At 49.5% G+C, this 26,238-nt stretch carries 24 protein-coding genes; 18 read left to right on the top strand and 6 right to left on the bottom strand.

Features of this window, described 5'->3' with window-relative positions; genetic code table 11:
* The first annotated feature begins 27 nt into the window (after positions 1 to 27).
* From mmsB to DFR42_RS20110, 14 genes are all read left to right on the top strand, one after another.
* Positions 28 to 927, top strand: coding sequence for a 3-hydroxyisobutyrate dehydrogenase (gene mmsB / locus DFR42_RS20170; RefSeq protein ID WP_110256832.1), 900 nt, complete (start codon positions 28 to 30; stop codon positions 925 to 927).
* A gap of 57 nt (positions 928 to 984) precedes the next feature.
* Positions 985 to 2,337 carry an SWIM zinc finger family protein gene (locus DFR42_RS20165; RefSeq protein ID WP_170133597.1) on the top strand — a complete coding sequence of 451 codons (1,353 nt, stop codon included), beginning with the start codon at positions 985 to 987 and terminating at the stop codon, positions 2,335 to 2,337.
* Between the two features lie 7 nt (positions 2,338 to 2,344).
* The gene (locus tag DFR42_RS20160; protein WP_110256830.1) at positions 2,345 to 5,134 is read left to right on the top strand and encodes a DUF6493 family protein; all 2,790 of its coding nucleotides are present in this window, start codon (positions 2,345 to 2,347) and stop codon (positions 5,132 to 5,134) included.
* A gap of 62 nt (positions 5,135 to 5,196) precedes the next feature.
* Complete coding sequence (locus tag DFR42_RS20155; protein ID WP_211324367.1) at positions 5,197 to 6,171, top strand: hypothetical protein; 975 nt, start codon at positions 5,197 to 5,199, stop codon at positions 6,169 to 6,171.
* Positions 6,172 to 6,274: 103 nt separating this feature from the next.
* Positions 6,275 to 7,045 (top strand): CPBP family intramembrane glutamic endopeptidase, encoded by a 771-nt coding sequence (locus tag DFR42_RS20150; protein ID WP_110256828.1) that lies wholly within the window; start codon positions 6,275 to 6,277, stop codon positions 7,043 to 7,045.
* 81 nt (positions 7,046 to 7,126) lie between these two features.
* The gene (locus DFR42_RS20145) at positions 7,127 to 7,447 is read left to right on the top strand and encodes a hypothetical protein (protein WP_170133596.1); all 321 of its coding nucleotides are present in this window, start codon (positions 7,127 to 7,129) and stop codon (positions 7,445 to 7,447) included.
* A gap of 101 nt (positions 7,448 to 7,548) precedes the next feature.
* The gene (locus DFR42_RS20140) at positions 7,549 to 7,809 is read left to right on the top strand and encodes a hypothetical protein (RefSeq protein ID WP_146218917.1); all 261 of its coding nucleotides are present in this window, start codon (positions 7,549 to 7,551) and stop codon (positions 7,807 to 7,809) included.
* A 318-nt stretch (positions 7,810 to 8,127) separates the two neighbouring features.
* The gene (locus DFR42_RS20135; RefSeq protein ID WP_110256825.1) at positions 8,128 to 9,465 is read left to right on the top strand and encodes an HlyD family secretion protein; all 1,338 of its coding nucleotides are present in this window, start codon (positions 8,128 to 8,130) and stop codon (positions 9,463 to 9,465) included.
* 158 nt (positions 9,466 to 9,623) lie between these two features.
* Positions 9,624 to 9,785, top strand: a complete 162-nt coding sequence (locus DFR42_RS29285; protein WP_170133595.1) for a hypothetical protein — start codon at positions 9,624 to 9,626, stop codon at positions 9,783 to 9,785.
* Positions 9,786 to 9,867: 82 nt separating this feature from the next.
* Positions 9,868 to 11,331: a M16 family metallopeptidase gene (locus tag DFR42_RS20130; protein WP_110256824.1), complete on the top strand. Its 1,464-nt coding sequence runs from the start codon at positions 9,868 to 9,870 to the stop codon at positions 11,329 to 11,331.
* 288 nt (positions 11,332 to 11,619) lie between these two features.
* The gene (locus DFR42_RS20125) at positions 11,620 to 11,946 is read left to right on the top strand and encodes a hypothetical protein (RefSeq protein WP_110256823.1); all 327 of its coding nucleotides are present in this window, start codon (positions 11,620 to 11,622) and stop codon (positions 11,944 to 11,946) included.
* A 114-nt stretch (positions 11,947 to 12,060) separates the two neighbouring features.
* Positions 12,061 to 12,768 (top strand): hypothetical protein, encoded by a 708-nt coding sequence (locus DFR42_RS20120; protein WP_146218916.1) that lies wholly within the window; start codon positions 12,061 to 12,063, stop codon positions 12,766 to 12,768.
* 18 nt (positions 12,769 to 12,786) lie between these two features.
* Positions 12,787 to 13,200 (top strand): hypothetical protein, encoded by a 414-nt coding sequence (locus DFR42_RS20115; RefSeq protein WP_110256821.1) that lies wholly within the window; start codon positions 12,787 to 12,789, stop codon positions 13,198 to 13,200.
* An 83-nt stretch (positions 13,201 to 13,283) separates the two neighbouring features.
* On the top strand, positions 13,284 to 15,401 hold the full coding sequence (locus DFR42_RS20110; RefSeq protein WP_110256820.1) for a peptidase domain-containing ABC transporter: 2,118 nt from the start codon (positions 13,284 to 13,286) through the stop codon (positions 15,399 to 15,401).
* 69 nt (positions 15,402 to 15,470) lie between these two features.
* Here DFR42_RS20110 and DFR42_RS20105 read toward each other — a convergent pair whose 3' ends face one another.
* The 3 genes from DFR42_RS20105 to DFR42_RS20095 form a co-directional block, all read right to left on the bottom strand.
* Positions 15,471 to 18,203: a sensor domain-containing diguanylate cyclase gene (locus DFR42_RS20105; RefSeq protein ID WP_110256819.1), complete on the bottom strand. Its 2,733-nt coding sequence runs from the start codon at positions 18,201 to 18,203 to the stop codon at positions 15,471 to 15,473.
* A 170-nt stretch (positions 18,204 to 18,373) separates the two neighbouring features.
* On the bottom strand, positions 18,374 to 19,240 hold the full coding sequence (locus DFR42_RS20100) for a hypothetical protein (RefSeq protein ID WP_146218915.1): 867 nt from the start codon (positions 19,238 to 19,240) through the stop codon (positions 18,374 to 18,376).
* 185 nt (positions 19,241 to 19,425) lie between these two features.
* Positions 19,426 to 20,385 (bottom strand): glycosyltransferase family protein, encoded by a 960-nt coding sequence (locus tag DFR42_RS20095; protein ID WP_110256817.1) that lies wholly within the window; start codon positions 20,383 to 20,385, stop codon positions 19,426 to 19,428.
* Positions 20,386 to 20,796: 411 nt separating this feature from the next.
* Between DFR42_RS20095 and DFR42_RS20090 the strand changes: the two genes are divergently transcribed.
* The 3 genes from DFR42_RS20090 (at position 20,797) to DFR42_RS20075 (ending at position 23,059) form a co-directional block, all read left to right on the top strand.
* Entirely contained in the window at positions 20,797 to 21,669 is an 873-nt protein-coding gene (locus tag DFR42_RS20090) for an arginase family protein (protein WP_110256816.1), read from the top strand.
* Positions 21,670 to 21,742: 73 nt separating this feature from the next.
* Entirely contained in the window at positions 21,743 to 22,522 is a 780-nt protein-coding gene (locus tag DFR42_RS20085) for a metallophosphoesterase (RefSeq protein ID WP_110256815.1), read from the top strand.
* Positions 22,523 to 22,840: 318 nt separating this feature from the next.
* Positions 22,841 to 23,059 carry a DUF6434 domain-containing protein gene (locus DFR42_RS20075; protein ID WP_110256813.1) on the top strand — a complete coding sequence of 73 codons (219 nt, stop codon included), beginning with the start codon at positions 22,841 to 22,843 and terminating at the stop codon, positions 23,057 to 23,059.
* Positions 23,060 to 23,142: 83 nt separating this feature from the next.
* Here the strand turns inward: DFR42_RS20075 and DFR42_RS20070 are convergent, their stop codons facing one another.
* Positions 23,143 to 24,633 carry a DUF4214 domain-containing protein gene (locus tag DFR42_RS20070; protein WP_110256812.1) on the bottom strand — a complete coding sequence of 497 codons (1,491 nt, stop codon included), beginning with the start codon at positions 24,631 to 24,633 and terminating at the stop codon, positions 23,143 to 23,145.
* A 353-nt stretch (positions 24,634 to 24,986) separates the two neighbouring features.
* Here DFR42_RS20070 and DFR42_RS20065 point away from each other — a divergent pair, with 353 nt between their 5' ends.
* Positions 24,987 to 25,295: a hypothetical protein gene (locus tag DFR42_RS20065; RefSeq protein WP_110256811.1), complete on the top strand. Its 309-nt coding sequence runs from the start codon at positions 24,987 to 24,989 to the stop codon at positions 25,293 to 25,295.
* A gap of 94 nt (positions 25,296 to 25,389) precedes the next feature.
* Here the strand turns inward: DFR42_RS20065 and DFR42_RS20060 are convergent, their stop codons facing one another.
* A complete protein-coding gene (locus tag DFR42_RS20060; protein ID WP_110256810.1) occupies positions 25,390 to 25,845 on the bottom strand; it encodes a chromate resistance protein ChrB domain-containing protein in 456 nt (151 codons plus the stop codon).
* A 28-nt stretch (positions 25,846 to 25,873) separates the two neighbouring features.
* The gene (locus tag DFR42_RS20055; protein ID WP_110256809.1) at positions 25,874 to 26,230 is read right to left on the bottom strand and encodes a rhodanese-like domain-containing protein; all 357 of its coding nucleotides are present in this window, start codon (positions 26,228 to 26,230) and stop codon (positions 25,874 to 25,876) included.
* Positions 26,231 to 26,238: the final 8 nt, after the last annotated feature.

Raw genomic sequence — 26,238 nt, 5'->3', positions numbered from 1 at the left:
AGAACACGTAATAAAAGGAGATAAACCATGTCAAACCAATCCAAAATCGCCTTCATCGGCCTCGGCAACATGGGCGCGCCCATGGCACTTAACCTGCTCAAGGCAGGCTACCCACTCACCGTTTTCGACCTTTCCCCCACTGCCCTCAAAACACTGGCAGACGCAGGTGCACTGGCCGCAGGTAACGCAAAGCAAGCCATAGAAGGCGCAGACATCGTCATCAGCATGCTGCCCGCCAGCCGCCATGTAGAAAGCCTCTACCTTGGCGACGACGGCATACTCGCCCACATCGCCGATGGCGCACTGATCATAGACTGCAGCACCATCGCCCCACAATCTGCCAAGAAAGTCGCACAAGCAGCCGCCGCACGCGGGCTGGCAATGGTCGATGCTCCGGTCTCAGGCGGCACGGCAGGCGCAGCCGCAGGCACGCTGACCTTCATCGTCGGCGGTAGTACAGACGACCTCGAACGCGCCCGCCCTGTGCTGAACGCCATGGGCAAGAACATTTTCCACGCTGGCGAACACGGTGCCGGACAAACCGCCAAAATCTGCAACAACATGCTGCTCGGCATACTCATGGCAGGCACGGCAGAGGCGCTGGCGCTGGGCGTAGCGAACGGGCTTGATCCCAAAGTCCTGTCCGACATCATGAGCAAAAGCTCGGGCCGCAACTGGGCGCTGGAACTGTACAACCCCTACCCCGGCGTCATGGAAACCGCCCCCGCATCACGCGGCTACACTGGTGGTTTTGGGGTAGACCTCATGCTCAAGGACCTGGGCCTGGCAACCGAGGCAGCGCTGGGTACAAACTCCAGCATCCCGCTGGGTGAAGCCGTGCGCAATCTGTATGGTATCCACAGCAAAGCCGGTGCAGGCGGCAAGGATTTTTCCAGCATACTTGAGCTGCTTCAGAAAAAGGAATAGAAATACTGAGGCGCGGGCGCGATGACAATCGCTACACAAAGCGATATGCTAGCGCCCATGACTACCCAAGCACACGCCTACCATTACCTGCAAGCCTCAGCCCTGACAGAAGATATCAGGCCCAGGCTGCAACTGGCCACGTCTGGAACGGGCGACAAAGCAGTGGTCGCCCACCCGCACTTCTTTGAAGGCATGCTCAAGCAGCCGCGCCTGTCGGCAGAATTGCTGACTGCGGTCCACATCATTGTTGGTTCACGCTTTTTCACACCCGCCAATACCCTGGCAAAAAACCTCATGCTGGCAGACCCGGTCGTTACATCTGGCGGCGGCATTTTGCGTTTTGAAGGTTTCTCTTCCTGTTGTAGTGCCTATGTGCGTGTCGACATGCTGCCTGACAGTTATGAGGGAGATATCGTCGGCAAGGGCACGACCAATGTTGATTTCAATGCACCCATGCGGGCTGCACTGGCGCGTGTGCGTGATGCGGCTGGCCTTGCGTTTTCAGTCGGGCAGGATGCGTTTACCCTGCATGCGGGTGGCAATAGCGTCGTCGAGAAAAAAGTCGAACTGCCATTACGCTGGATACGTGGCATGCTGGAAGTGCAGTCTTACCAGGCTGGCATGCGCAAGATAGTAGAAGTCAGCGGTGCTGAAGCCTTGCGCTTCTTGCGATCGCAGCCCAGGGCATCGACCAGCAAGACGCCGCTATGGATATCACATGGCCCCTTTGGCCTGCGCACCACGACCAGGCCAGAGCCGGATAGCATACGCCTGGTAGATAGCACCCGCCTGCGCGTGCTTGAAGCCTTGCTGCCGCGTGTGAAATCCATGGCTATTTTTGCTGATGAAGCCCAGCAAGCCAGCGCCTGGGTATTGCAGTTTGCCGGTGCCCGCCTGACACTGGCCCTGAGTGCCGAAGTCTGGCGTGGGTTTTCTGGCGAAGGCCAGGCTTTACGTGCCCTGATGAACATGCAGGATGCCGACGCCCTACCCCGCCTGCGTGCTCTTTTACAATGGCAATCCTCATTGCAAGCCCCGGCACTGGCAGAGCAACTGGATTTACCATTAGCCAGCATAGAAGACAGCCTGCGCATACTTGGCGTCTCTGGCCTGCTGGGTTTTGATGTGACTGAAGGCAGCTACTTTCATCGTGTACTGCCACTGGACCTGAACATGGCAGAAGACTTGCACCCACGCCTGCTTGCCGCCCGTGAACTGATCAAAGACCATGCCGTCAACATCATAAAAAAACAGCCGCTTGAAGCCAGTGTGCAGAGTGCAGATATACAGCACCGTGTACGCGAAGTGGATGGTGAATTGCGCTGCACTTGCCCGTGGTATGCCAGGCACCAGGGTTTGCGTGGGCCTTGCAAGCATGTGCTGGCCGTCGAAGCGATGACTGAAACTTAGGATACCCATGGCAGAACAAAAAAACGAAGCCGCATTCGTGGCAAAAAACCCGCTGGAAGAATTCGTCGTCGCAGGCAACTACCAGGGCTTGATGACATATCTGCAAGCACAGGACAAGACACAGTGGTCGCAGCACCGGGCCAGTGTCATGCGCTTGAATAAAGTCATGGAAAAATCGCGCTATACCTTGGACATGAGCAGGTCAGCCTGGCGCAGCAAGGTCACGGATGAACAATGGCATTGTCTGCGTGCTGCCATTTTCTTGTGCGGCACCGCTACTGATGTTGCAGAACATTGCTGGCATTATCTTTATCAGCCAGCCGAGCTTATCGAACTCTGGAAAGAATACCAACCGCCATCGACAGAAAACCTGGCTCTCACCATGATATCCCTGAGGCCATTGGCCTTTCGCATCGTGCAAAGCCTGCTGATCAATAACCTGATTGAACGCCCTACCCATGATAATTATCTGCTGGGTTTGCTAAGCCAGGAAGTACATTCAGACCGTGTGCCAGATGTGGCTTACTGGATCAAGCATGACCCGGACTTATTGCAGGGACCATTACTGCAGTTGTTCGACATTGAGGGCACGACCGATATCAGCTTCGCCGGGCGCGATAAATATAACCATGACCCTGCCCATACCTGGCAACAGTTATTCTTGAATTTATGCCAGCAAGGCGTCTACAGTCGCAAACTTTTGCTGGATAAAACCCTGGGCGCGCTGGAAAAAGACTGGATACAATTTCGCTCTGGCTGGTTCTCGCGCTTTCATGATGCACTGGCACCAACAGTAGAAGAAATGCGCGTTTTCAGCGAACGCTATCTGGGTCTGTGCCACAGCCGCATCCCGCCTACTGTCAGCATGGCGCTCAAGGTGCTGGGCACTTTGCAGGCAGCAGACGCCATCAGCAATACTGCCTTGCTGACGGCACTGCAACCCCTGTTGTCATCTGCCGTCAAGGCACAAGTGGATGCTGCCCTGAAATTACTCGACCAGATTATCCTCAAAGATGCCAGCCTAGCAAATGAAGCTGCATCTATTGCCGTATTTGGCTTACTGCATGAAGCAGCAGACATGCAAAAGAAAGTCATCAGCCGCCTGGGTAAATGGAGCATGGATGCTGCCACGCAAGAACAGGCCAGGCAATTGCTGCCCCAGGTTGCCACCAGTAACCGGGATGCACTGACGGCTTTGCTGGGCACTGCTGTCGTCGATGCGTCTGAGCCACCAACCGCTATCCAAATATCGCAAACATTACCCACTTTGCAGCCCCTGCCATCGCCAATAGCAGAGAACCGCGCTCTGGTCCTCATCAGTGATATTGACGCTCTCATCGAAGCCTGTGCCTATGTCTTTGAAAACAGTGACGACACTGACTGCTTTGAAACCGTCATCCACGCCTTGCTAAAGCTGGCACCATTTTCTACTGATGACAAAAAGCGCTTTGGCCCTGTACTCAAGCGCGCTCAAAAACTCAAGCCCAGCGCCGATAACTGGCGCAATATGGAAAAACCGCTGGCGCGTGAACTGGCACGCCTGCTTGTATTCATATTTGAAGCGGAAAGACTGACGCCCACCAGCAGCTTTGCCAAAGGGCGCTTCGGTGTGCACAGCGTCATCTGCCAGCGCACTGATGATTTGATGGATGTCCTGGCGCAGGGCAAGTCTGTCCCACCACTGGCGGCCCCCAGCCATCAACGTGGCTACATCGCACCCTCAGTGTTGATAGAAAGAGCGCGTGAGCAACATGCCCTGGGTTTGCAACAGCCCCTGCAGGAACAGGTACTCAGCCTCTTGCGCCTGGCCCCCTGCCAAGATGCAGGCGTGCGCCAGCAGGCAGCCAGCTTGCCAGATACGCCCTATCACAATGCCTTGCGCTATGCCCTGGGTTCACAAGTCAGCATACCTGCCAAAGGCAAGGACAGCGCCCTGTACATCGCCGCCGCCCGCGCCCGCTACCCTGATGAAGACGACACCAGCCTCATCCAGTTATATGGTGACTTTGGGCCAGATGGCGCACATGCAGCCCGCTACCGCTTTGAGATAGAAATCAGCAAGAATGAGGTATACACTTTTTATCACAGTCACTTGCGCACTACACCAGCGCCCAGAGCCATAGACCCGGCTTATCTGAGCATCTTGCGCCATCCGCAAGTCGTGGAAGACGAAGGATACTTCCGCCGTATAGAAAGCTTTGGCGGCAATAATGAAAGCCAGATACGCTGGGCCGCCAGCATGATGCCTTCCAGCCTGGCGGCAGTATTTGCCGAGGGTGCCCATGCCATCGCCAATAACCTCGACTGGTGGGAAGCAGAATGGTACAACAAGGCCTATCTGAATCTCTTGCTCGACCCCACAGTGCCCATGAGCAGCAGCGCCATCACGTTGCTGGCCTTTGCGCTGGCGGGTAAAGAACCTGGCCAGACTGCCATCGCCATCGATGCCCTGGTCGTCACCTGGCTGGAAGGACGGCTCGATGCCAGCGCCCTCGCCCAGGCCATCCATGATTTGCTGGCGACACCACAAGTCAAGGCCAGCCGCTATGCCAAAAGCCTGGCAACAGCTGCACGCGCCCACGCACTGGCACCACAACTGGTGTTTCAACTGCTGAGCACCATGGTCACGCAAAGCCCGCAAGCACCACCCAAAGACACGGCAGCCTTGCTGGAACTCTTGAACGAATTGCGCCTTGAACGGAAACAAAGCCTGCCAGCACCTACACTGGCAGCACTGCAAATCATGCAGATAGGTGGCAAGGGCAAGACAGCCCTGAAGGCTTTGCTGGCGGGATGACACTGCCTGTCAGCAGGCTACCGTAAAACTGTGGCTCATCTTATTGATGGGCCTTCGCAAAATTGAAAACAATTTACAGGCTGAAAAACGAACGCAAGAGTTTATCAAATAGTGCAGATACATATCAAAAATATATTTTTAACTTATTTTGGCATTCTATCAAGATTTTCATTTATGCTTTAAACAGGTACATGGCAAATAGATGCTTAGTCGAAAATTACGATAAACAAGTGAAAATACCAAACAAATTACAAGCATGTGGAATGAGTAAAGTCAGCAATGGGTGCCCTTCCCTTGTTTCGCCCAGAACTTACCGTTCACCAGCCAGTCAAGGGATGGCCTTCTTCCGCCTGGAGCAACAGATCACTAAAGCAAGCACACGTATCATTCAGTCCAGCATTTTTCTCGCGACATTTTTACTTTCAAGCACGACTCTGGCTGAGGATATTGCGCCTCTCAAACGATTTGAAATAAGCGGGATCATTTCAAAATCTGAGATTGAGCGGTTCGATCAGTTTGTTAAAGCGAACCGCGATATCAGTGAAATTTTACTTGCCGACTCACCGGGCGGATACGATGATGGAACGAGTACCGTCTTTGAATTCAAGAAACGCATTGATGAATTAAAACTCAAAACCTTTGCACGCGGTTTCTGCGCATCCACATGTGCATATATTTTCTTGTTGGGTCATGAACGTACATTGCTGGCAAATCCTGCAGGGAAAAAGACCATGCTGCTACTGCATCCAGTACGCTGGATTGCTAAGGACGATACAGGCGGCGTCGGGCAAATTCAGGTTCAATATACAGACAAATTAAATAAAGCTGTATCCGAACGCAGCGAAGGGAAAATTACAACTGACTTGCTCGACAAAATGTATTCCACGGATGATTCCAGCGGTGGAATTTTTATTTTAAGAGAAGTAAATTCCGAAAATAAATCTGTCCTGTTTTCGCCCAGCATAAAGAAGAGGATCAAGGCTATACCTTTCAGTGACCTGTCGCCGCAAGATCTGGGAATACGCATCGCGGATTAACAAGGCTGCGCAACAATTTTCAATATCTACTAAGCAGAAATATGCGTTCAATAGCATTGAGGGTTATTTCGGGTAGTGCATATTTTCTCTGACAGCATCAACCATGACAGCCACCTCTTCATCTGAAGCGCAATTAATATCCAAAAAACACAGTTACTACCTCGTTGCAGGTCTTGTATTCATTGTGGCGCTGAATATCTTTCTCAATAATTACGATATGGGAAAAGCCACTATCATTGTCGCTGCAGTTCTCTTGATAGTGTCCGCAATTGTCATCTTCGGGATAGAAAGAAAGATTGCATTTAAAAGATTGCTGCTGCAATCAGGGATAGCTATTTGCTATATTCTTCTTGTTATTTACTGGCTTTCTTTATCTATAAACCTCATGGAAATGAGAGCACTCATAGAAAAATTTGTCACGCCATCCGCCTTACTAAAAATAGTTGCAACAGCTATAGGAGTCGCTGTTTTTGAAGAAATGGTGTTCAGACGATTTTTACTAGACTTCCTTAGAAAAGGCATGTCCACAAAGTGGGCCATTTTTTGGTCTTCCTTTGCTTTCTTTTTTCTTCACTTTACGTTCAATCCCTTTTTATTTTTGTCTGGCGTCTTTTACGCTAACCTGGCCTTGCGCTTCAGGTCATTAATTGCCGTGATTTTATTGCATGCCTGTTATGACACTATCGGTTATCTCAGTAAGGTTGAGGGACTTCAAATCACGCATTTAGGAAACTCGCTTACTGCTTCTGAATGGCTAGTGGCCAGCAATTTCATTGCTGATAAGGCCTTAATGGGTGCATTGATACTTTACATGGCAGGGGAATGGGTCTTTAAGAAAGTTAAAGAAAATACCGCTCAATCTACCCCGTATTGACAGCAAGTATGCCGACTTCTTTCATCTTTGCAGCGCTCAAAGGACATTATGGCGGACTATACAAATAAAATATTTACCTGCATGTATACCTTAGACCTTGGCAGAATAATATGTGCATTACTCGCCATCATTTTTTCTTTTAATTTTCTATGCGTCAACGCCTATGCAAGTGAAAAAATACCTGGCAACCGCTATATCCTGGATGGACCACTAACGCTGGATAGTTTGCAAAAATTCAGAAATGCCATAAAAAATAATCCAGGCATTAATGAGCTTGAATTAGTTAATTCTGCGGGCAGCAGCAGTGATGCTGGCCCCGTCGTTTTGGGATACATCAACGATATAAATCGACTCAAATTAAGACCTTCGCACGTGGAGAATGTTTTTCTTCTTGCGCAATAGTCTTCTTGATGGGATTTGAAAGAACGCTATTACGCTCTAATGACAAAAGGGCGACAGTGTTAATGCTGCACGTAGCAAGAAGCAACGTAGATTACCAAGTAATGACAGAACTCACCAATCAACTCCTTGAGAAAATTTCAGATCGTAGTGAAAATAAAATGACTCTGGCATTTTTAAAAAACATGTATAGGGCAAAAAATAAAGACGGCGGAATATATATCGCACGCCAGGTCAAGCCTGGGCTATCAAATGCGTACTTCTGGAGTGGCGAACAAGGCGATGAGTTTGAAGCAATAGACAAATTCAGCCTCAATGACCTGGGAATTATTTTTGGCGAAGACAGCTTGCTGCCTCAGTTCTAAATCGCACTGATGACCTTACTGGCAGGATGACACTGCTTGTCAGCAAGTCACGTAAATAGGTCAAATTCACCGGCGGACCTGCGCAAAATTGCAAACATTGCAGGCTATAAAAACTGCGCGCGCAGGATTCTATCAAATGTATATCAAATAGTGTGAATACATATCAAAAATATATTTTTAACTTTATTTGACATTTATCCAGAATTTTCATTTATGCTTTAGACAAGTGCACAGCAGATATGTGCTTCGTGGAATATTGCCGCAGATAAATGAAAATACCAGCTAAATCACAACAATTTGCAGTAAGTAAGGCGGGCAATGAGTAAGTCTACTCCCTTGTTCCGCCCTGAAGTTACAGCAGCATTAGGCAGTCAATGGATGGGTTCCATCCGCCTGGCACAACCGCTTTCTGCTTCTTTGATTGCGATTGTTGCCCTGGTCATTGCTACGACATTGATCGCTTATATCACTTTTGGCAGCATCACCAAAAAAGCCCGTGTTACTGGTATTACCGTACCAGTCGGCGGCCAGCTCAGCGTGGCTGCACCCAATGCCGGTATCTTGCTGACCAGTCATGTCACAGAAGGTGAGCAAGTCAAAGCCGGGCAAGTCCTGTTTACCCTGAGCACAGAGCGCCAGAATAGCCAGGGTGAAATCACTGCCCTCGTGGCCCAGCAACTCGCCAGCCGTGTCGACAGCATGGCAGCAGAACAAAGACTGCGTCAAAGCCAGTACCAGGAAAAAAAACAAGCCCTGCAACAAAGACTGGCCAACCTGGCCCAGGAACATACCCAGCTTGAACAAGAGCTGCTGCTGGCCCAGCGCCGCCAGCAACTGGCACAGCAAAGCGTCGCCAAGTATGAAACCCTGCAAGGCAATGGCTATGTCTCTGCTGCCCAGACCCAGCAAAAGCAGGAAGACCTGCTCGACATCAGCACTCGCCTGAGCACTTTACAGCGCAGCAAAACCCAGTTGCAAGCCAACCAGATTGCCCTTCAATCAGAACTCGATACCTTGTCGAATAGCCTGGCAACTGACCTGACACAAATAGCAAGAGCCAAAGCCAGCCTCAGGCAAGAAGCCGCAGAAAACGCCAACCGCCAGGCTGTGCACATCGTCGCAATGCAAGCAGGTACGGTAAGCGCCCTGACAAACCAGCCGGGGCAAGCCATCAATGCCGGGCAAGTGCTGGCCAGCCTCATACCTCTTGATGCCAGGACTAAAAATACTGGCAATGCCAGCAAAGCCGAAACAGCTTCGCTGGAAGCGCATCTATATGTACCCAGCCGCACAGCAGGCTTTATCCAGCCAGGGCAGGAAGTATTGATACGTTATGCAGCCTTCCCTTACCAAAAATTTGGTCTGCACACTGCCACCGTCGTTGATGTCAGCCGCACCCCATTTGCCCCGGCAGAATTGCCAGCGCATCTGGCAACAACGATTTTGAGCAATGCCCAGCAAGCCATCAATGGCTTCAACATGAACGAAGCGCTGTACCGCATCAAAGTCAGGCTGTATGAACAAAGCATCAATGCCTATGGACAGGCACAAATGCTCAAACCAGGTATGACGTTGGAGGCAGATGTGATACAGGACAAGCGCAAAATTTGGGAATGGGTGCTGGAGCCAGTGCTGGCAATGAAGCAGCGCGCCTGATGCAGAAAAGAGTATTTCAGAATTCGATGCTGAGTCTGTCAGGAAAACCTAACAGACTCAGCCCGAAATACCGTTCAAGGTGGTCAAGACCTTGAACGGAGCAGTAAAGCCATGCCATGAGGTATGGTTCACATAACCATGTATAGGAGTATCACAAAATGCGTTTGATTACAAATGAAGAAGTAAATGAAGTGTCTGGTGGTGGCAAAGATGACATACAAACCGTCACAATCACGGATAAAAGAGGCTCAAATCCTGGGACGACTGATCAAGAGAAGCGTGACATCTCTGCAGCTAATGGCGGCGGCGGTGGCGTATAAATCCAGGTAGTTGATAAAGCTGGTGTTGTAATTCGTTACAACACCAGATGAAATTGAGTTAAGTTCATTCTTGGGGAAAAGTATGTCCTGGTATTTCGCTGAAATAGCTAAGTACATTTTAGTCGTCTTGCTAATGACATTTAATATTCATGCATTTGCAGTCGATCTGCAAGTAATTGTTCCAGCGCAAAAAGTGGATGTGCAATTAGTGCGGGAAGTCGAAGGCATACGGGAATTCAAACTTGCCAATGGTTTGCAAATACTATTAATTGGTGATGAGCATCGCTCTTACACCACCATGAATCTAGTCTATAGAACAGGCTCAAAACAAGAAAATTATGGACAAAAGGGACTTGCGCATTTACTGGAACATTTGATCTATACCGGCGGTAGTACGCATCCAGATATAAGCGTTGAATACCGTCAAAGAAATATGATGACCATGGGCCTGACTTCTTTTGACTTTACCAGTTACAGAACTACGTTGGATGCTGGACAGCATACTTTGGACTGGGTACTGGAATTGGAAGCTGCACGCATGAGTCAATTCAAGTTTTCAGATGACAATCTGCTTGTCGCATTGAGGGAAGTTCTTGGTGAAAAAGAAAATACTGACGCCAGTGGGAAAAACGCTTTAATACGCAGAGCCACACTACCTCTGTTTTTTTGGGATGCTTACGGCAAAGAACCAATTGGTATCCCTAGCGATCTTAAAAATATGACACTCAATGATCTTCAGAATTTTTGGGAAACTTACTATAGGCCAGATAATGCCACTTTGATCGTCAGCGGAAAATTCAATGAAAAAAATTTACTCTCGTCAGTAGTAAAAATATTTGGACCGATCCAAAAATTAAAGCCTTTGATCAGATCTGTTTATACAACAGAACCAACACAAGACGGCGAGCGTGAAATTGTGAAACGCAGAAAGCGTGGTGCAGCAGCATTGATGCTTGCATACCGTACCGAACCGTATATACACCCTGATGCGGCTGCAGCTATGCTACTGGGGCAGATTTTTGGCAATGGAAAATTTGGCCGTTTACAGGACGCACTAATCAAAACAAAAATCGCCAAAAGAACTGCAGCTCATGTCATGTATATGGAACATGCAGGTGCTTTACTATTTGGAGTTGATCAGGAATATGGCTTGCCTATAGATGAGGCAAAATCCACATTATTGAATACCCTGGAGAATGTAAGGCATCAACCGCTTACGCAAAGCGAACTGGATCAGGCAAAACAAATTCTGGGCAATGCTTATATTGACTCCAGAAAAGATACTGATGCGTTAACAACAGAGTTAAACAATTTTATTGGCAGCGGTGACTGGCGATTATATTTCCTGATGCGTGAACGGATACAGCATATGGACTTAGGCAACATACAGCGTATAGCAGAATCCTGGTTTGTTCCTACCAATCGTTCTCTATGTATTCTGATAGAAGATCAAAACATGGTACTGCGCAATTCAAGCAACACACTGGATGTGGAAGAGCAACTGCGCGAGTTTGAGAAAAAACAAACTGGGCCATCTATACACTAAATTATCAGCTTTTATTATTGCGATTTTCAAACAAAAAAATGAGCTTAACAGTGACGATAATAAACGCAACTTTCGCATTACTTTTACTATCTTTCATGGCGTCGGTTAACGCACAACAACCCGCTCCTTTAGCAGAAAAAAGAATTTCAGAATTCGATGCTGAGTCTGTCAGGAAAACCTAACAGACTCAGCCCGAAATACCGTTCAAGGTGGTCAAGACCCTGAACGGAGCAGTAAAGCCATGCCATGAGGTATGGTTCACTTAACCATGTATAGGAGTAACACAAAATGCGTTTGATTACAAATGAAGAATTTGTGGTTGTAGGTGGTGGTGATTCCGATTTTGACTGGAGTAACAAACCAATAATCAATGGCAGCGGCGGTGATCCGGATCTAGGTGCCTGGAACAATATTGGAGGATTTGATGCGGCAGCAACTCGCTCTCCAGGAACAAACACATGGGGTCAAACGGCCGCAGATGTGCAAGCTGAAAAAGAAGCGTCAACCCCTCAGGCTACACTTCAGAAAGATCTCAGCCAATGTCCAAAAGGAGATGAAGGTTGTTATACCAATGCATATGAAAAATGGATGCAAAACTCTGGTGTTAAACCTTAAATTAATAAGTTGTTTTTAGTTAAATAGATCATATCCTTTTTAGGAGCATGATTTAATTTTTTATAAAAGTAAAATCATGCTTCTTCCTTCAATCAATTTCCGAGAATCTTTATAATGGAATATCTCAATCGTCACATGAAGTCTGTGCCAGCCCTGCATTGGGTGAAGGAAATTATGGTACTCAGTATCATCATCTCTTCTTTTGTTTTTCCATGCGCGAATACTTATGCGGGTGAGAAAATTCTTGGTAATCGCTATATCTTGGATGGGCCATTGACACTGGATAGCTTGCAAAAATTCAGAGATGCCATAAAGAATAATCCAGGTATTAATGAGCTTGAATTAGTCAATTCTGCTGGCAGCAGCAGTGATGCTGGCCCGGTCGTTTTGGGATACATCAACGATATAAATCGACTCAAATTAAAGACCTTCGCACGTGGAGAATGTTTTTCTTCTTGCGCGATAGTTTTCTTGATGGGATTTGAAAGAACTTTATTACGCTCTAATGACAAAAGGGCGACAGTGTTAATGCTGCACGTAGCAAGAAGCAATGTGGATTTCCATGTGATGACAGAACTCACCAATCAACTCCTTGAGAAAATTTCAGAGCGTAGTGAAAATAAAATGACTTTGGAATTTTTAAAAAACATGTATAGAGCAAAAAATAAAGACGGTGGAATATATATCGCACGCCAGGTCAAGTCTGGCTTATCAAATGCATACTTCTGGAGTGGCGAACAAAGCGATGAATTTGAAGCAATAGAAAAATTCAGTCTCAGTGATCTGGGAATTATGTTTGGTGACGAACCCGTTGCACAATAGCCACATAAAGAAATTCTAATGAGCACAACAAACAAAAGTGATCTCAGCGGCATAAGTATGCTGCTCTATGCATCAATTCTTTGTAACGTCACAGTATTGCTAATTTATGCTGTGAACGCAATTCGTTACGAAGCTCCATTTCTGAGGTTCTGGCTGCCGACCCTTGCTTTCTTTGTTCTATATGGCTATATCAGTACTGACCAGTATAAAAATTTCGACAAATATACACTGATTACATGGCCGAATTCTTTGAAGTTTGGCATTTTCTTTTTTTTACTCTTTATATACTTTCTGGCGACCAAGAATTGGAAGGCATCTCCACTGGATTTTTCAGACGCATTTATTTGGTCTGTTCTATTGAGCAATACAAAAGACTACATTTTGCAGGTACTAGCAATGCGCAAATTTGCCAATATGGTTGAACAGCAGTGAACTGGCAATTGCGATTTGCCAACTACATGCGGGCGCTGACCATATTTTTTGCTTCATATTGCTAAGCGTCATTCCAAAGAGTCATGAAACCCCTCCTCCAAACCGAATCCAGCGAATGCGGCCTGGCCTGTCTGGCCATGGTCGCCAGTCACTTCGGCTATCGCACTGATCTTGCCGACCTGCGTCGTCAGTTCTCCATCAGCCTCAAAGGTGCAACCCTGGCGCAACTGATGCGTCATGCATCGGCCATGCAATTGAACAGCCGCCCGCTGCGTCTGGATCTGGATGAACTTGAGCAACTGGCCTTGCCCTGCATCCTGCACTGGAATTTGAATCACTTCGTCGTACTCAAAGCCGTGCGCAAGGACTGGCGTGGCAAAGTCACGCTGGTCTTGCTGGACCCGGCAGTAGGTGAACGACGCGTACCCGTTGAGGAAGCGTCCAGTCACTTTACCGGTGTGGCACTGGAACTGGCTCCCAGCCCCTCTTTTAAACCCAAAGATGAAAAGAAGCAGATTGCTCTGCGCGATCTGACCGGTCACATTGTTGGCCTGCGCCCTGCCATTGTCAAAGTGATTGCCCTGGCGCTGGCACTCGAAATTTTTGCCATATGCTCACCTCTGTTCAACCAGTTCGTGATTGATGAAGTCATCGTCAGTGGCGACAAAGAATTATTGGTGGTGCTGGTGTTTGGCTTTGTGCTGTTGATGATCACCCAGAACGCTATAGGCCTGGCACGTAGCTGGTTTTTGATGCGCTGGAGCATGGATATCAGCCTGCAATGGTCGGCACGTGTGTTTGCCCATCTGGTGCGATTACCTGTTGCTTATTTTGAAAAGCGCCATTTGGGTGATGTGGTTTCACGCTTTGGTTCCATAGGAGCGATACAGAGCACCCTGACCAGCATGTTTGTCGAGAGTGCACTGGATGGTCTCATGGCCTTGCTGGCCTTGGGCATGATGCTGATATACAGCGTCAAGCTCAGCATGCTCGTTTTGGTTGCAGTCGTCTTATACGCGGGTTTGCGCTGGGCTTTTTATCAGCCATTCCGCGAAGCTTCGCAAGAGCGGCTGATACTGTCGTCCAAAGAGAGTTCCCACTTCCTGGAAACCATGCGCGCGGTCACACCATTGAAATTGTTTGGCCGTGAAACTGAGCGGTTGTCGCGCTGGCAGAATTTGAAGATCGATGTACAAAACCGTGATATCAAGACGCAAAAGCTGTCCATCATCTTCAAGGTCAGTAATACCCTGATTTTTGGGATACAGGGGCTGGCACTGTTTTATATCGGTGCTGGCCAGGTCATGCAAAATGCCTTGACGGTGGGTATGCTGATGGCGTTCTCCAGCTATGCAAGTACGTTTACGGGGCGTATCTCCAGCCTGATTGATGTATTTATCAGTTACCGCATGTTGAGCCTGCATAGCGAGAGACTGGCGGATATTGTGCTGGAAGAGGCGGAGGCAGAAACTGCTGTTGAAACCGATATCTCACGCATCAAGGCAGTGATCACACTTAAGAATATCAAGTTCCGTTATGCCGAGGGTGAGCCCTGGGTGTTAAAGGATGTCAACCTGACGATACCGGCCCACCAGAGCATTGCCCTGGTGGGCCCAAGTGGTTGTGGCAAGACTACCTTGTGCAAGATCATTCTGGGTTTGTTGAAGCCGACCGAGGGTGAGGTGTTGATCGACGATATCCCCATCACCCAGCTCGGCATCAAGACTTACCGCCAACTGGTGGGCACGGTCATGCAGGAAGATGTTTTGCTGGCTGGGTCCATCATGGACAATATCGCTTTCTTCGACAGCCATTGTGATCAACAGAGGGTTGAAGAATGTGCCAGGCTGGCGGCCATCCACGATGAAATCAGCAAGATGCCCATGGGTTATCAGACTCTGGTGGGTGACATGGGCAGCAGCTTGTCTGGTGGGCAAAAGCAGCGTGTCTTGCTGGCGCGTGCCTTGTATAAGCAACCCAGGATACTGGCGCTGGATGAAGCAACCAGTCACCTGGATGTGAATAATGAGCACAAGGTGAATCAGGCGCTGGGCAATTTGCAACTGACGCGCATCATGGTGGCGCACAGGCCAGAGACCATTAATGCGGCTGAGCGGGTGATGTCGCTGGCGGATGGGGCTGTGGTAGAAGTGCGGGCGGCTGTGCTTAAAGAAGATGGGGCGAGTTTGAAGCTTGCTTGAACAAGCACTTCGATAGCCGTCGATACGCGTTGAAGTCAGCACACATCTATAGTCATATCTAAGCCACACCTAATCCAGTTGCAGCACCTTGAAATTATTACGCCCGGCCTTCTTGGCCAGGTACAGGGCTTCATCTGCTTTTTTCAGCAAGTCGTTGGCGCTGGCCTTGCTTTCTGATGAAATCGCCACGCCTATGCTGGTGGTGACCATGAGTGAACTTGTCTCTATGTCGAAGGGCGTGGTCATGGCTTGCACTATCTTGCTGGCCACCATATCAGCCTCGCTATGCATGTTCAGGCCTTCCAGCACGATGACGAATTCATCACCTGCCAGGCGGCCTGCCAGGTCAGTCTGGCGTATGCAATGCCTGAGGCGGCTGGCAAATTCCTGCAAGACCAGGTCGCCTGCATGATGGCCCAGGGTATCGTTGATGCTCTTGAACTTGTCTACATCCAGAAACATCACGGCCATCAACCTGCCTGTGCGTTGCGAACGGGCGCTGGCCTGTTCCATTCTTTCATTGATCTGGTTACGGTTAGGCAAGCCTGTCAGGGTGTCAAACCTGGCCAGGGCCAGCAATTGTTTTTCTACAGCCTTGGCATCGCTGATGTCATTGATGAGGCTGTTGACACCGACGACTTTGCCGCTGTCATCGTATTGCGGCACATAGGTGGCGTGATAATGCCCCATCTTGCCGGCAACGCTGATCTCGGTTTCAAATTCTGTTTTTTCACCCGCCATGGCCAGTTTGTAATGGACATGATGCTCTTGCTGCATGGCCCCGCTCAGCAATGACATGACGGGCTGGCAGCGTATGTTTTCCAGTGGCAGGTCAAACCAGGTTTCGTAGGGGCGATTGACGAACTGGTAGCGGTTTTGTGCATCTATCAGGCTGACAAAGGCGGGGATATTGTCTGCTATCGTGCGCAGCAAGCCTTCACTGGCGGCCAGTTTCAACTCGGCCTCCTTGCGGTCGGTAATGTCTATCACCATGGAGTAATACCCTTGTGTCACGCCATCGGCATTGGTATCCGGCACATACTCATATTGCAGGAAGCGCTTGATATCGCGCTCAGGCGCATAGCGCTCGAAAGATACTTTTTCACCCTGCAAGGCCAGCTCTATCTTGTCCTTCAACTCAAGATAAGTCGCTTCACCAAATACTTCGGTGATGGTCTTGCCCAGCAAGTCTTTCGGCTCCAGCCCTGGTATCAAACCGTAGCTGCGATTGCAGAACTGATAGCGCAGCTTGGCATCAATATAGGCAATCATGGCAGGCATGTTGTCGGTGATGGTGCGTACCCTTTGTTCACTGCGTATCAGATCATCCTGCACCCGCTTGAACTCGGTAATGTCTTCCACCAGTACAAAGAAGCCATCGACATGGCCAGACTTGCTGAAATCTGGTGCATAGGTCACCCTGTCCCACTCCCAGTGACCATAACGCTGTATGCGGCGTTCATAACGCGTCCATTCACCATTGAGCACCTTGCGCACCTCGGGTTTGACTATCCTGTCATAGATATCAGGTGTGGCCACTTCGCGCATGCTTTTACCGATGACGTCGGCAGGCTGCAAATGCGATAAATGCGTGATGCGCTTGTTGGCGAAGGTGTATTTCTCTTCATGGTCGATATAGCCTATGAAGGCCGACATATTATCGGCAATCAGGCGCAGCTTGTTTTCACTGGCGCTCAATGCCGCCTCAGCCAAACGACGACTGGCCATGGCCTCATCAAATGCCTTGGCGAGGTCACCAATTTCATCTTTTGGATAAAGCGTGGGTCTGAGTGTATCTATCCATGCAGGCACGCCGCTGTTCACCTTGTGACGCAAATGCTGCAAGGGCCGCAGCAGCCAGTACATGAACCACCAGCCCAGCAATAGCAGGACCAGCAAGAGAACCGTGCTGGCCAGTGTGATTTTTTTTCTGACTTCCGAAATGACGACAAAGGCTTCGCTGGCAGGATAGACGGCCGCAAGCATCCAGTCTGCCGCCTTGAGCCTGCGATACGATAATATCGCTTCATCAGTCGTGCCATTACGTGAAATCAGGCTGCCTTCCAGAGCGCCATAGGCTGAGTCGGGTATCTGATGTTTATCTGGCCGCTCACGGCTGTCTGCGAGTATTCGGCTGCCGTCAGGATGCGCTACAAAAACGCCCTGGCGCGTGGTCACATAAAAATAACCATTACCGCCAATTTTTGTCCCGGCCAGGTCTGCCAAAAAACTATCCTGTGCCAGTTCGATGATACCAGCCAGCACGTAGCGCAACTGGCTCTTGTCATCAAAGACAGGAGCACTCATCACTACCAGTGGGCGACTGGAAGCAGTGCCTTTCAGGGGTAGAGAGACAATCAGTTTTTTTTGTTTAAGCACTTCCTTGAAATAATCCCGGCCAGCGAGATTGATTTTTCCACGCTCTTCTGCGCCATGCAGTATGGCCACCAGTTCCCCCTGCAGGTTAATGACAGCCAGATTATCAAACAGTCCGCCCAGGCTCTTCTGATGTGACATGAATTCTTGCAGCGTCTCCTGGTCAGCATCATCCGTCGCCAGGTCTGTCGCCAGCAGTATCAAAGAGTTTTTCCTGAGTTCTATCTTTTGATCGACTTCATTGGCCATGGCCGTGATCAGGCTGTTTTGCCTGGCCACGATGAGGTTTTCCAGGGCTTGTTCAGATACCGAGTTAGCCAGCCATGACAACAAAACCAGCGAAAAGACAAAGAAAATCGCCACCGCCACGGTCAGGCGAGTTTTCAAACTGATGTCGCGGAAACGAGAGAACCGGCTGGACGACATGGCATTTTGAAATAAGAATTGATCTTGATGCCGATATTAGCATTCGTGTTCATGATGACAATCAAAATTTCAATTTATGCCCGGCAATTTAAAGGCGGCGTGGTAAATCCATCCTGATTTTGGTTTTCCTGAACATTTATGCAAAATTGCCTGCTTGGCACAATTGTCATCTATGAATAAGCCCCCAGACTGTCATCGGTACGGCAAGCCAGAGCATCGCGGGTATCAGACTGATTGCCCATGTCTGGCGGACAATAAGCGGGAGCAGCATGATCATCTGCCTGGCGGTGCTGGGTCACTGCGGTGGCAGTTACAGCACCGGTAGCAACTGCTGCCGCAGGCACATGGCTGAAATTCTGTCCTATGTCATGGCTGTAGTATAGCCAGGGATAAGCCCCATGGTCATAGCCATGCTGCTGACTGGTGTTGGAGTTGTCCTGATGAGTACTACCTGGCTGCTGGGGCTGCTCGACAATCTGGCGCGCACGCTCTGCCAGTTGGCGCACATAGGCTTGCACATCAGCAGGAAGAGACTGCCCGCTGGCCTGGTAGCTTGCCAGCGTCTGCAAGGCTGTCTGGGTTTCATAGTGCAGCTTTTCCAGTTTTTGCCTGGCGTCACTGGCATTCGCAATTTGCAGGTCTGCGCTGCGTATCTCAGGGCCCTTTTGCTGATCCAGGAAAAAAGCCAGGCGCACCTGCAAGCTTGTCAGCGCAATGGCTGCGCCCGGCCTTGCAAACAGGCCGAGTATCTTGCGGTTATCCCTGAACGCTGCCCTGACCACATCATCGACAAAACCGGGGCAAGCCAGTACCAGCGCATCCAGCACAGCGCCTGAGAAAACGGGCAACAGACGGGCCACCTGACTTTCCAGCAATTGCCGCTTATGCTGCTGATATTGCTCCTGCAAACTGCCTTGCCGGGTAATTTCATCCTGTATGGCTTGCAGGGCATGTTGCAAGCCTTGTATCGCCACCTGGTTATCTGGCAAGGCTGTATTCAAGGTAGGTGGCGTGGTGATGGCGTGTGGATCTGACATGGCTAGACCTTTCATTAATTTCCAGGACTTACGCAAAACCGCCCCAGCTGCGTTGCAGCTCCAGCATTTGGCAAGATTCGGTACTAAAGTACTGTCTTCGTCGCTACGGTGCAGTCGGGGTTTCGGACAATACATTGTCTGCCGACGAAACGAACATCCCTTACAAGAGATGTTTCGTAAAAGCGTTAGCCTTGCTGGGACAATTTTGCGTAAGTCCTAAGCTCTTGAAATTCGCCATCTTCATGGCGGGATAAAAAATAATCGACAAAATACTGACGCAAACCGGGCTTATGCATGTCTGCATGCCATTCCAGCGCCTGGCCTGCATGCACACTCAAATCTGTCCAGGGATTGAAACCCAGATCAGTAATTTCATGCATGCGCAAAAAATAGCGCCTGTGCTGGGTTTCACCATGCCACAGGTGGCGGATCTCCCCCTTCACCACACCCAGCCTGCCCTGCACCTGCTGATAGAACCGCTGGCCCCAGGCTTGCAAATGTGCGATCTGGGCTTGGTCATGTTTCAGGGCATTTTGTATGCAAAAATTATAGTCACCATATATGGCATGGGCCATGAAATGATCGGCACTGCCGGAGATAGCTGCTTCATACAGGCCCACAGTATCAAACAGGCTGCGCTGCATGGCCCAGCCATAACCAGTATGCCCATGCGTATCATAGCGCCCGGCATGCAGGCTGCCAGGCTGTTCTTGCATGACGGCGGCAAATGAGCTGACACGGTCTGGCAATGCGCCCTCACGGCCATCTTTTTGCAGACGCAGGCAGCTTTGCCATACTTGCGCCACCGGGTATTGCTGCAAGACGGCCACCAGTTCCCTGGCCCAGTTGCGGTTATCAAACAAAATATCGCAATCCAGCCAGGCCACATAACGACAACTGGCTGGCAGCCATGAAGCAGCAAGATTCAACAAGCGCTCTTTTTGCCAGAGCAAAGTCGCTGAACGCAATTGCAAGACATCTGTCGCCACAGGTAATTCAAAAGCCGCATCGCCAAAAGCACATTCCACGGTAATGCAGGTAAGCCCCGCCGCACGCATCCCTTGCATGAACACATCATAATTCTGCCTGCGCGAAACATAGCGGCAAGGGTTGAAATAAGTGGTGAGGACGACAAGTTCAGACATGGTTCACGGGCCGTTTTTTGTGCATGCAGAATAATAGCAAGTATTCATCATTAGAACTCATTTCATAAATAGGGGTGAGTGCGAACAAGGCGATTTGGGATGCAGTGCAAGGCGCGACCCGCTGCTAAGGCTTCTGCCTTAGCGAGGGGCGTAACACAGCAATGCGCCCAAATCGTCAGTTCCCGAAGGGTTTGTCTCATAACGCGTACTAGACTGGGCGAACTCGTTGTCAACAACACCGCTACAGAATAACGTGCCCGTCTTAATAGCCCACGTTATAAGACAAACGCACCTCATCCATATTTATGAAATGAGTTCTGTCACACTGATGCTACACTCGGTATCCAAATACTGAATTCAGCACCAGCCCAATAACAACAATAAGCACGACAAGTACAATAAGAACGCACTATGAAGCATATCCCTGTATTTTATAATCCGGCCATGGTGGTGGAAATAGATCTTGAATCACCATCGCCAAAGAAGCCTAGAGAAGTCGTCACTGAATGGCAGCAACGCTATCCGGTTGAAGTCATTGATTTTGCACCTTTAGGCAAGGCAGATTTTTGTCTCGCTCATAAAGCAGAGCATGTGGATGGCATCATCAGCCTGCAAATTGCCAATGGCATGGACACCCGGCATCAGGAAGTTGTTGATTCTCTTTACTGGACGACTGCGTCATTTTACGCAGCAGCAGAGCATGCCTTGCGGCATCGCGTTGCGGTATCTCCCACATCAGGTTTTCATCATGCTGGCCATGATTTTTCATGGGGCTTCTGTACCTTCAATGGTTTGCTGATTGCTGCACTCAAGCTGCTCACTAGTGGTGCCGTCAAACAGGTCGGCATACTGGACTTTGATTATCACCAGGGTGACGGTTCGCAAGACATCATCGATAAACTGGCACTGGGCGACCGCATTTTGCACCGCACTGGCAAGATACACTATACCCGCGAAAAGCAGGCTTTCTTTCAAGAGCTGCCGGGCTTACTGGAAACGCTGAAGAATGTCGATATCCTGTTTTACCAGGCTGGCGCCGACCAGCATGAGAATGATCCGCTAGGCGGCTTCCTCAACAATGCAGAAATGCGGGAACGTGACCTGCAAGTATTTCGCTTCGCCAAAGCGCATGATATTCCCATCGCCTGGAACCTGGCGGGAGGCTATCAGGAAGTGCGCACTGAACAGGGCCGCTGCATACAAAAAGTGCAGGATATCCATAACGCTACGATGGAAGCTTGCATGGATGCCTATCTTGATACACAGCCTGAAAATGCGACTTGAATAAACGACTTGGCAGGCAAACTTTTTGCCAGCTTTGTTGCTACAATCAAGCTTCTCTCAAGACACAGTAACCATGCGCCTACAAATCCTGTCCGACCTGCATCTTGAAGCCTGGGGCGATACTGCGCCCTTTGGCAACCCGGCCATCAGCCAGCCTGATGTCGTGGTACTTGCCGGTGACATCCATGCTGGTAACAAGGCTGTAAGCTGGGCAGCGCAGCACTTTGCTGGTATACCGGTCCTGTACGTACACGGCAATCATGAAGCCTATGGCAAGAACCTGGAAGACATGCAAGCTGATATCGCTCGTGCCTGCGAAGCCACGGACAACGTGCATTTTCTTAATGCCAGTGAATACCAGATAGGTGAGATACGCTTTTTGGGGGCAACCCTGTGGACGGACTTTTGCCTGTTTGGAGAAGAGCACCTGCCCTATACCTTGCAAGAAGCTGAAGACCTGATGCCTGATTATCAGCGCATCACGCTGGCGGAACAAGGCTATCGCAAGTTGCTGCCAACGGATACCCGAAAAATACATGCCAAGCAAAAATCCTGGCTCAATAAACGGCTCAATGTCCCGTTCTCTGGCAGCACCGTCGTCGTCAGCCACATGGCGCCGTCACTAAAATCTGTCTCACCCCGCTATGCGGATGATTTGCTATCTGCCGCCTTTGCTTCGCAACTGGATGAGCTGGCACAAAAGGCAGATTTATGGATACACGGCCACATGCATGAAAGCTTTGATTACCAGCTAGGAAAATGCCGTGTCATTTGCAACCCCTGTGGTTACCCGCTGCATAGCGGCAGGATGGAAAATGCGGCTTTTGATCCGGATTTGATCGTCGATCTATAGGCCCACGCATGACAAAATTGCATACCCCTGTTGCTGCTTGGCTGCTTTATCTTGTTGGCGCATCCTGCTTTGTGCTGCCGCTGCTCTTCACTTCATTGCAGTTTGATGATGGCGCTGGATACGCTATCACTATGTACTATACAGGCGGATTCATTTCTGTCTTGCTGGGCATACTGTTTCATTTATGGACCAGGTCGCGTCAAGCTGCAGGTCATAAGACATTTTCAGCAGGCATCAACAAGGATGTAGTCCCACATCGATTGGGAGAAACTGAAGAATGAGAAAGCCAAGCAGGGTCAGTGCGGAAGGAAATCGTGCATGAAAACAGACTGGCACAACATCGCCATCTCCAGCTCAACCCCGGTAGATGCAAGCTACAAAAACACGCAAAACGTCAGGCGTTTTATGATTGCTGAATGCGGTAAAGATTTCAAGTTTGACCGTGACTTCATGGCCTGGATAAGCAATGGCGAAAGCAAGACCATGGGTGATGTGGTCAATGAGTGGCTCAGGCGCCAATCTGGCAAAGCCAAATAAAACCAAATAAAGCCAGACAACAACCCAGCCTGCATTACCATCAACAATGGTAATGCAGGCTGACAATGACGACTCAGGAAAAATCAGCCCAGCCAGAGTTTGAATTCAACACCATTCTGTATGCTGCCTATGACTTGCGCCTGGTTTTCTGTACTCTCGCAGAAACTGGCAAGTGCACCAGCTGCCGTGATCTGGCCTTTGCTTAACTGATTATTCCAGTAATCAAAACCAGCCTGGTCTGGCGCACGGTGCAAGACGTTTTGATAGAAGTTGGTGATCAGGGTTGTGGTCGATGGATTGGCACCATACAATTTCTGGAACTCTGGTGACTGGAAAAAACCGGCAGCCACGGTCGTCAGGCTGGAACCCTTGTCCATATCCTTGATCCAGTAACCCAAACCTTCGAGATCAGGCTTGCGACCAAATGCAGCCTGGTACAAACGGTAAGCCTGTCCAGCCGTACCATTAATATCAAGTGCAATGCTCTTGTCAGAAAACTGCACACGCTCGACATTAGACAGATTGTCGACGTCGCCACTGGCATTCACTCGCAATTGATAAGCGCCGCCCACTTGCTTGACCGTGAACGCACTCGCCTGCCCGGCCATGATGACAGTGTCAAGACCTGTGCCACCGTCTATATTATGATTGCCTGTACCGACATTGATGGCATCATTGCCGCTGCCCGCATTGACATGCAAGCGTCCACCGCCACCGTTGATGGTGATCAGATCACCACCTGCGCCAGAGGCAATCAGGTAGTCGGAATACACAGTTGCTGGCAAATCCACGCTGATGGTGTCGGCACCACCGAACAGGGATTCATCAGCCAGCATTTTTTCATCAACGATCTGGTTGGCAGAAATCGGCGCTGAAAAACCTGTCATACGAGCATAACTGCCATCGCGATATTCAGTATTTGATGCTGTCATCGTGCCAGTGGCGATGGTTTTGCTCAAACCCTGGCTCACCGAGAGGGTATTATTCGACATGCTGAAATTACCGTCGATAGTCGCTGATGAAACCAGCTTGTCCGACGATGTCATGATGCGGGTCACGGTGCCAGAATTATTGCCGTTTATGTCTCCCTTGATAGAGCCAAATGCCGACAGCGAAATATTGCCGAACACGCTATCGTAAGCTGCGCTATTGGAAGGTACCAGCGTATTGACAGACAGGCCCGTCGATTGCGCACCAGTGCTGGTAATCGATAATACCCCTGTACTGCTAATCGAATAATCGAAATAATATTGCCCGGTTTGCGACAGCGATACGACGCCGCTTTTATATAACAGTGAGCTGCTGGCTGTTGCCGTGCCTTGCGTCGCATTGGGATTAGCCAGGATGACACCATTAAAGGTCGATGTGGCGCCGTCAGGAAAACCAAACTGGAACCTGCTGCCATTGAAGTCAGCAGAAGAATACAGGGAGTGGTCTTTTGACCAGCTCGCACCAATTTTGGAAAACGCATCAAATACACTACCAATCGAACCGTTTGTCGGTGGGTTTTTAAGTAATAACTGGTACAGCGTGGTAACGATATTTTGGGAGAGTTTGATAGAGACGTTTGCCATGAATTGCAATCAGGAATTAAGCGGTTGAGTAAAACGAAGTGTAAGCAATGAGCCCTGCGGGGCTCATGAGAATGACAGGCCAAGCCATCATTATGCAGGGCGAATGCTACAGAATTATTTTTCTCGCCGCAATGAAAATGGCATTTTTTATTGAAAAATTGTCAATCTGAAAATCACGTTTTAATTTCCTGAAAAAATTCAACCTGCAAATCAAAGGTTAAATTATTTAACAAATCCAATTGCCAATTCAATAATAGTGGTTTATATTTTCATAATTGCCAATTTATACATTTGATCAGCTTATTGCATTTGAAAAGCGACAGGGATCAAGACACCATGACCAGGGAGTACGCATGAAGCAAAGCCGCCTCTTAATTGCCGTCACATTTGCATTTGCCTTGTCTGGCTGCGACACTGGCTGGTCAGGCTCGCGTTATCAACTTGTGACTTCATCGGATGGCAAGGTCTACCGGCTCGATTCCCAGAGCGGCACGGTGCATTATGTAACCCCGGAAAAAATGCTGGCCCTGAACGATGAATTACCCACCCTGCATGTAGGCGAGTACTATCAGATGGCCGATGCCTCGGGCAATGTCAAATACCTCAAATACGTGGGTAACGCCCAGTTTGAAAAAAGCCCAGCGTCCAGCCAGGTGAAGTGATCACCTGCCAAAGACGCCGCAGTTAATTTCGCAGTTAATTTCGCAGTTAGGTCCGCAGTTAAGTCTGCATTTAATTCCGCATTTAAGTCATATTTCAGTTCATCACTGGTGGCCATTGATGTGCTTCAGCCTGACAATGCTGGCACCAGGCATACAGCGCGTCGTACATCACCATGCCATGACTGAGCATGATGTGATCATCATCAAAAATCTTTGACAAGCCCAGCGACAGGGCATATAGCCCCGCCGATTGCGCCGTCAAATCCAGCTTGCCGGTGTCTGCTCCACGGATGATAGTCGCCAGGGTTTGCAGGGCAGGCTCAGCCAACGCATATTTCTTCAGGAAGGCATCAAAGCTGCACAAGTCACCGACATGGCTTAGTTCCACGCCCGGAATGTCATACGGTATGGCACCGGTTTCTGTCGCGATGCGCAAGACATCGGTATTGGGCACATATAAAAATTCTGCATCCCTGTCGATGAAATGCCTGATCAGCCAGGGACAGGCAATGCGGTCTATCTTGGGTCGTTCACGGGTAATCCATTGCATGATTGTTCTCCCACGATGATGACAGGACTTAGCCTGCCCGTCTGGCCAGCATGCCGCCAGCCTGCTTATAGGCTTCCAGCCCACCTTCGAGGTATCGAGCTGCGATACCTGCTGAATTAAGTGCGCTGGCGCAATTGATGCCGACTTCATGTCCCTTGATGCAATACACAACGACATTCTGTTGCTGCGTCAGTGCAGGTGCCCAACTGGCCACTTGTTCAGGATCCAGCCAGACTGCACCGACAACTTGCAGAGTATCGGCTTCAAAGGCCGGGCGCTTGCGCACATCAATGACCGCTGGCGGATTAGCACTGCTAAGCTCGCGCATGAATTCAGCAACGCTGACGATTTGCCTTGTTTGTTCTGCTTGTTCGGTTTGAATCATTTCCAACT

The sequence above is a fragment of the Undibacterium pigrum genome, from assembly GCF_003201815.1.
In the GTDB taxonomy this organism is placed as follows: domain Bacteria; phylum Pseudomonadota; class Gammaproteobacteria; order Burkholderiales; family Burkholderiaceae_D; genus Undibacterium; species Undibacterium pigrum.
The sequence above is the reverse complement of the archived record's forward strand: the minus strand, read 5'-3'. Positions and strand labels throughout refer to the sequence as shown.

Coding starts and splice junctions, on each gene's coding strand:
- DFR42_RS20105 (WP_110256819.1), bottom strand. CDS start 18,203: ATGTCGTCCAGCCGGTTCTCTCGTTTCCGCGACATCAGTTTGAAAACT.
- DFR42_RS20130 (WP_110256824.1), top strand. CDS start 9,868: ATGTCCTGGTATTTCGCTGAAATAGCTAAGTACATTTTAGTCGTCTTG.
- DFR42_RS20120 (WP_146218916.1), top strand. CDS start 12,061: ATGGAATATCTCAATCGTCACATGAAGTCTGTGCCAGCCCTGCATTGG.
- DFR42_RS20150 (WP_110256828.1), top strand. CDS start 6,275: ATGACAGCCACCTCTTCATCTGAAGCGCAATTAATATCCAAAAAACAC.
- DFR42_RS20125 (WP_110256823.1), top strand. CDS start 11,620: ATGCGTTTGATTACAAATGAAGAATTTGTGGTTGTAGGTGGTGGTGAT.
- DFR42_RS20140 (WP_146218917.1), top strand. CDS start 7,549: ATGACAGAACTCACCAATCAACTCCTTGAGAAAATTTCAGATCGTAGT.
- DFR42_RS20060 (WP_110256810.1), bottom strand. CDS start 25,845: ATGCAATGGATTACCCGTGAACGACCCAAGATAGACCGCATTGCCTGT.
- DFR42_RS20075 (WP_110256813.1), top strand. CDS start 22,841: ATGAAAACAGACTGGCACAACATCGCCATCTCCAGCTCAACCCCGGTA.
- DFR42_RS20100 (WP_146218915.1), bottom strand. CDS start 19,240: ATGTCAGATCCACACGCCATCACCACGCCACCTACCTTGAATACAGCC.
- DFR42_RS20115 (WP_110256821.1), top strand. CDS start 12,787: ATGAGCACAACAAACAAAAGTGATCTCAGCGGCATAAGTATGCTGCTC.
- DFR42_RS20090 (WP_110256816.1), top strand. CDS start 20,797: ATGAAGCATATCCCTGTATTTTATAATCCGGCCATGGTGGTGGAAATA.
- DFR42_RS20055 (WP_110256809.1), bottom strand. CDS start 26,230: ATGATTCAAACCGAACAAGCAGAACAAACAAGGCAAATCGTCAGCGTT.
- mmsB (WP_110256832.1), top strand. CDS start 28: ATGTCAAACCAATCCAAAATCGCCTTCATCGGCCTCGGCAACATGGGC.
- DFR42_RS20135 (WP_110256825.1), top strand. CDS start 8,128: ATGAGTAAGTCTACTCCCTTGTTCCGCCCTGAAGTTACAGCAGCATTA.
- DFR42_RS20085 (WP_110256815.1), top strand. CDS start 21,743: ATGCGCCTACAAATCCTGTCCGACCTGCATCTTGAAGCCTGGGGCGAT.
- DFR42_RS29285 (WP_170133595.1), top strand. CDS start 9,624: ATGCGTTTGATTACAAATGAAGAAGTAAATGAAGTGTCTGGTGGTGGC.
- DFR42_RS20065 (WP_110256811.1), top strand. CDS start 24,987: ATGAAGCAAAGCCGCCTCTTAATTGCCGTCACATTTGCATTTGCCTTG.
- DFR42_RS20160 (WP_110256830.1), top strand. CDS start 2,345: ATGGCAGAACAAAAAAACGAAGCCGCATTCGTGGCAAAAAACCCGCTG.
- DFR42_RS20095 (WP_110256817.1), bottom strand. CDS start 20,385: ATGTCTGAACTTGTCGTCCTCACCACTTATTTCAACCCTTGCCGCTAT.
- DFR42_RS20070 (WP_110256812.1), bottom strand. CDS start 24,633: ATGGCAAACGTCTCTATCAAACTCTCCCAAAATATCGTTACCACGCTG.
- DFR42_RS20145 (WP_170133596.1), top strand. CDS start 7,127: ATGTATACCTTAGACCTTGGCAGAATAATATGTGCATTACTCGCCATC.
- DFR42_RS20110 (WP_110256820.1), top strand. CDS start 13,284: ATGAAACCCCTCCTCCAAACCGAATCCAGCGAATGCGGCCTGGCCTGT.
- DFR42_RS20165 (WP_170133597.1), top strand. CDS start 985: ATGACTACCCAAGCACACGCCTACCATTACCTGCAAGCCTCAGCCCTG.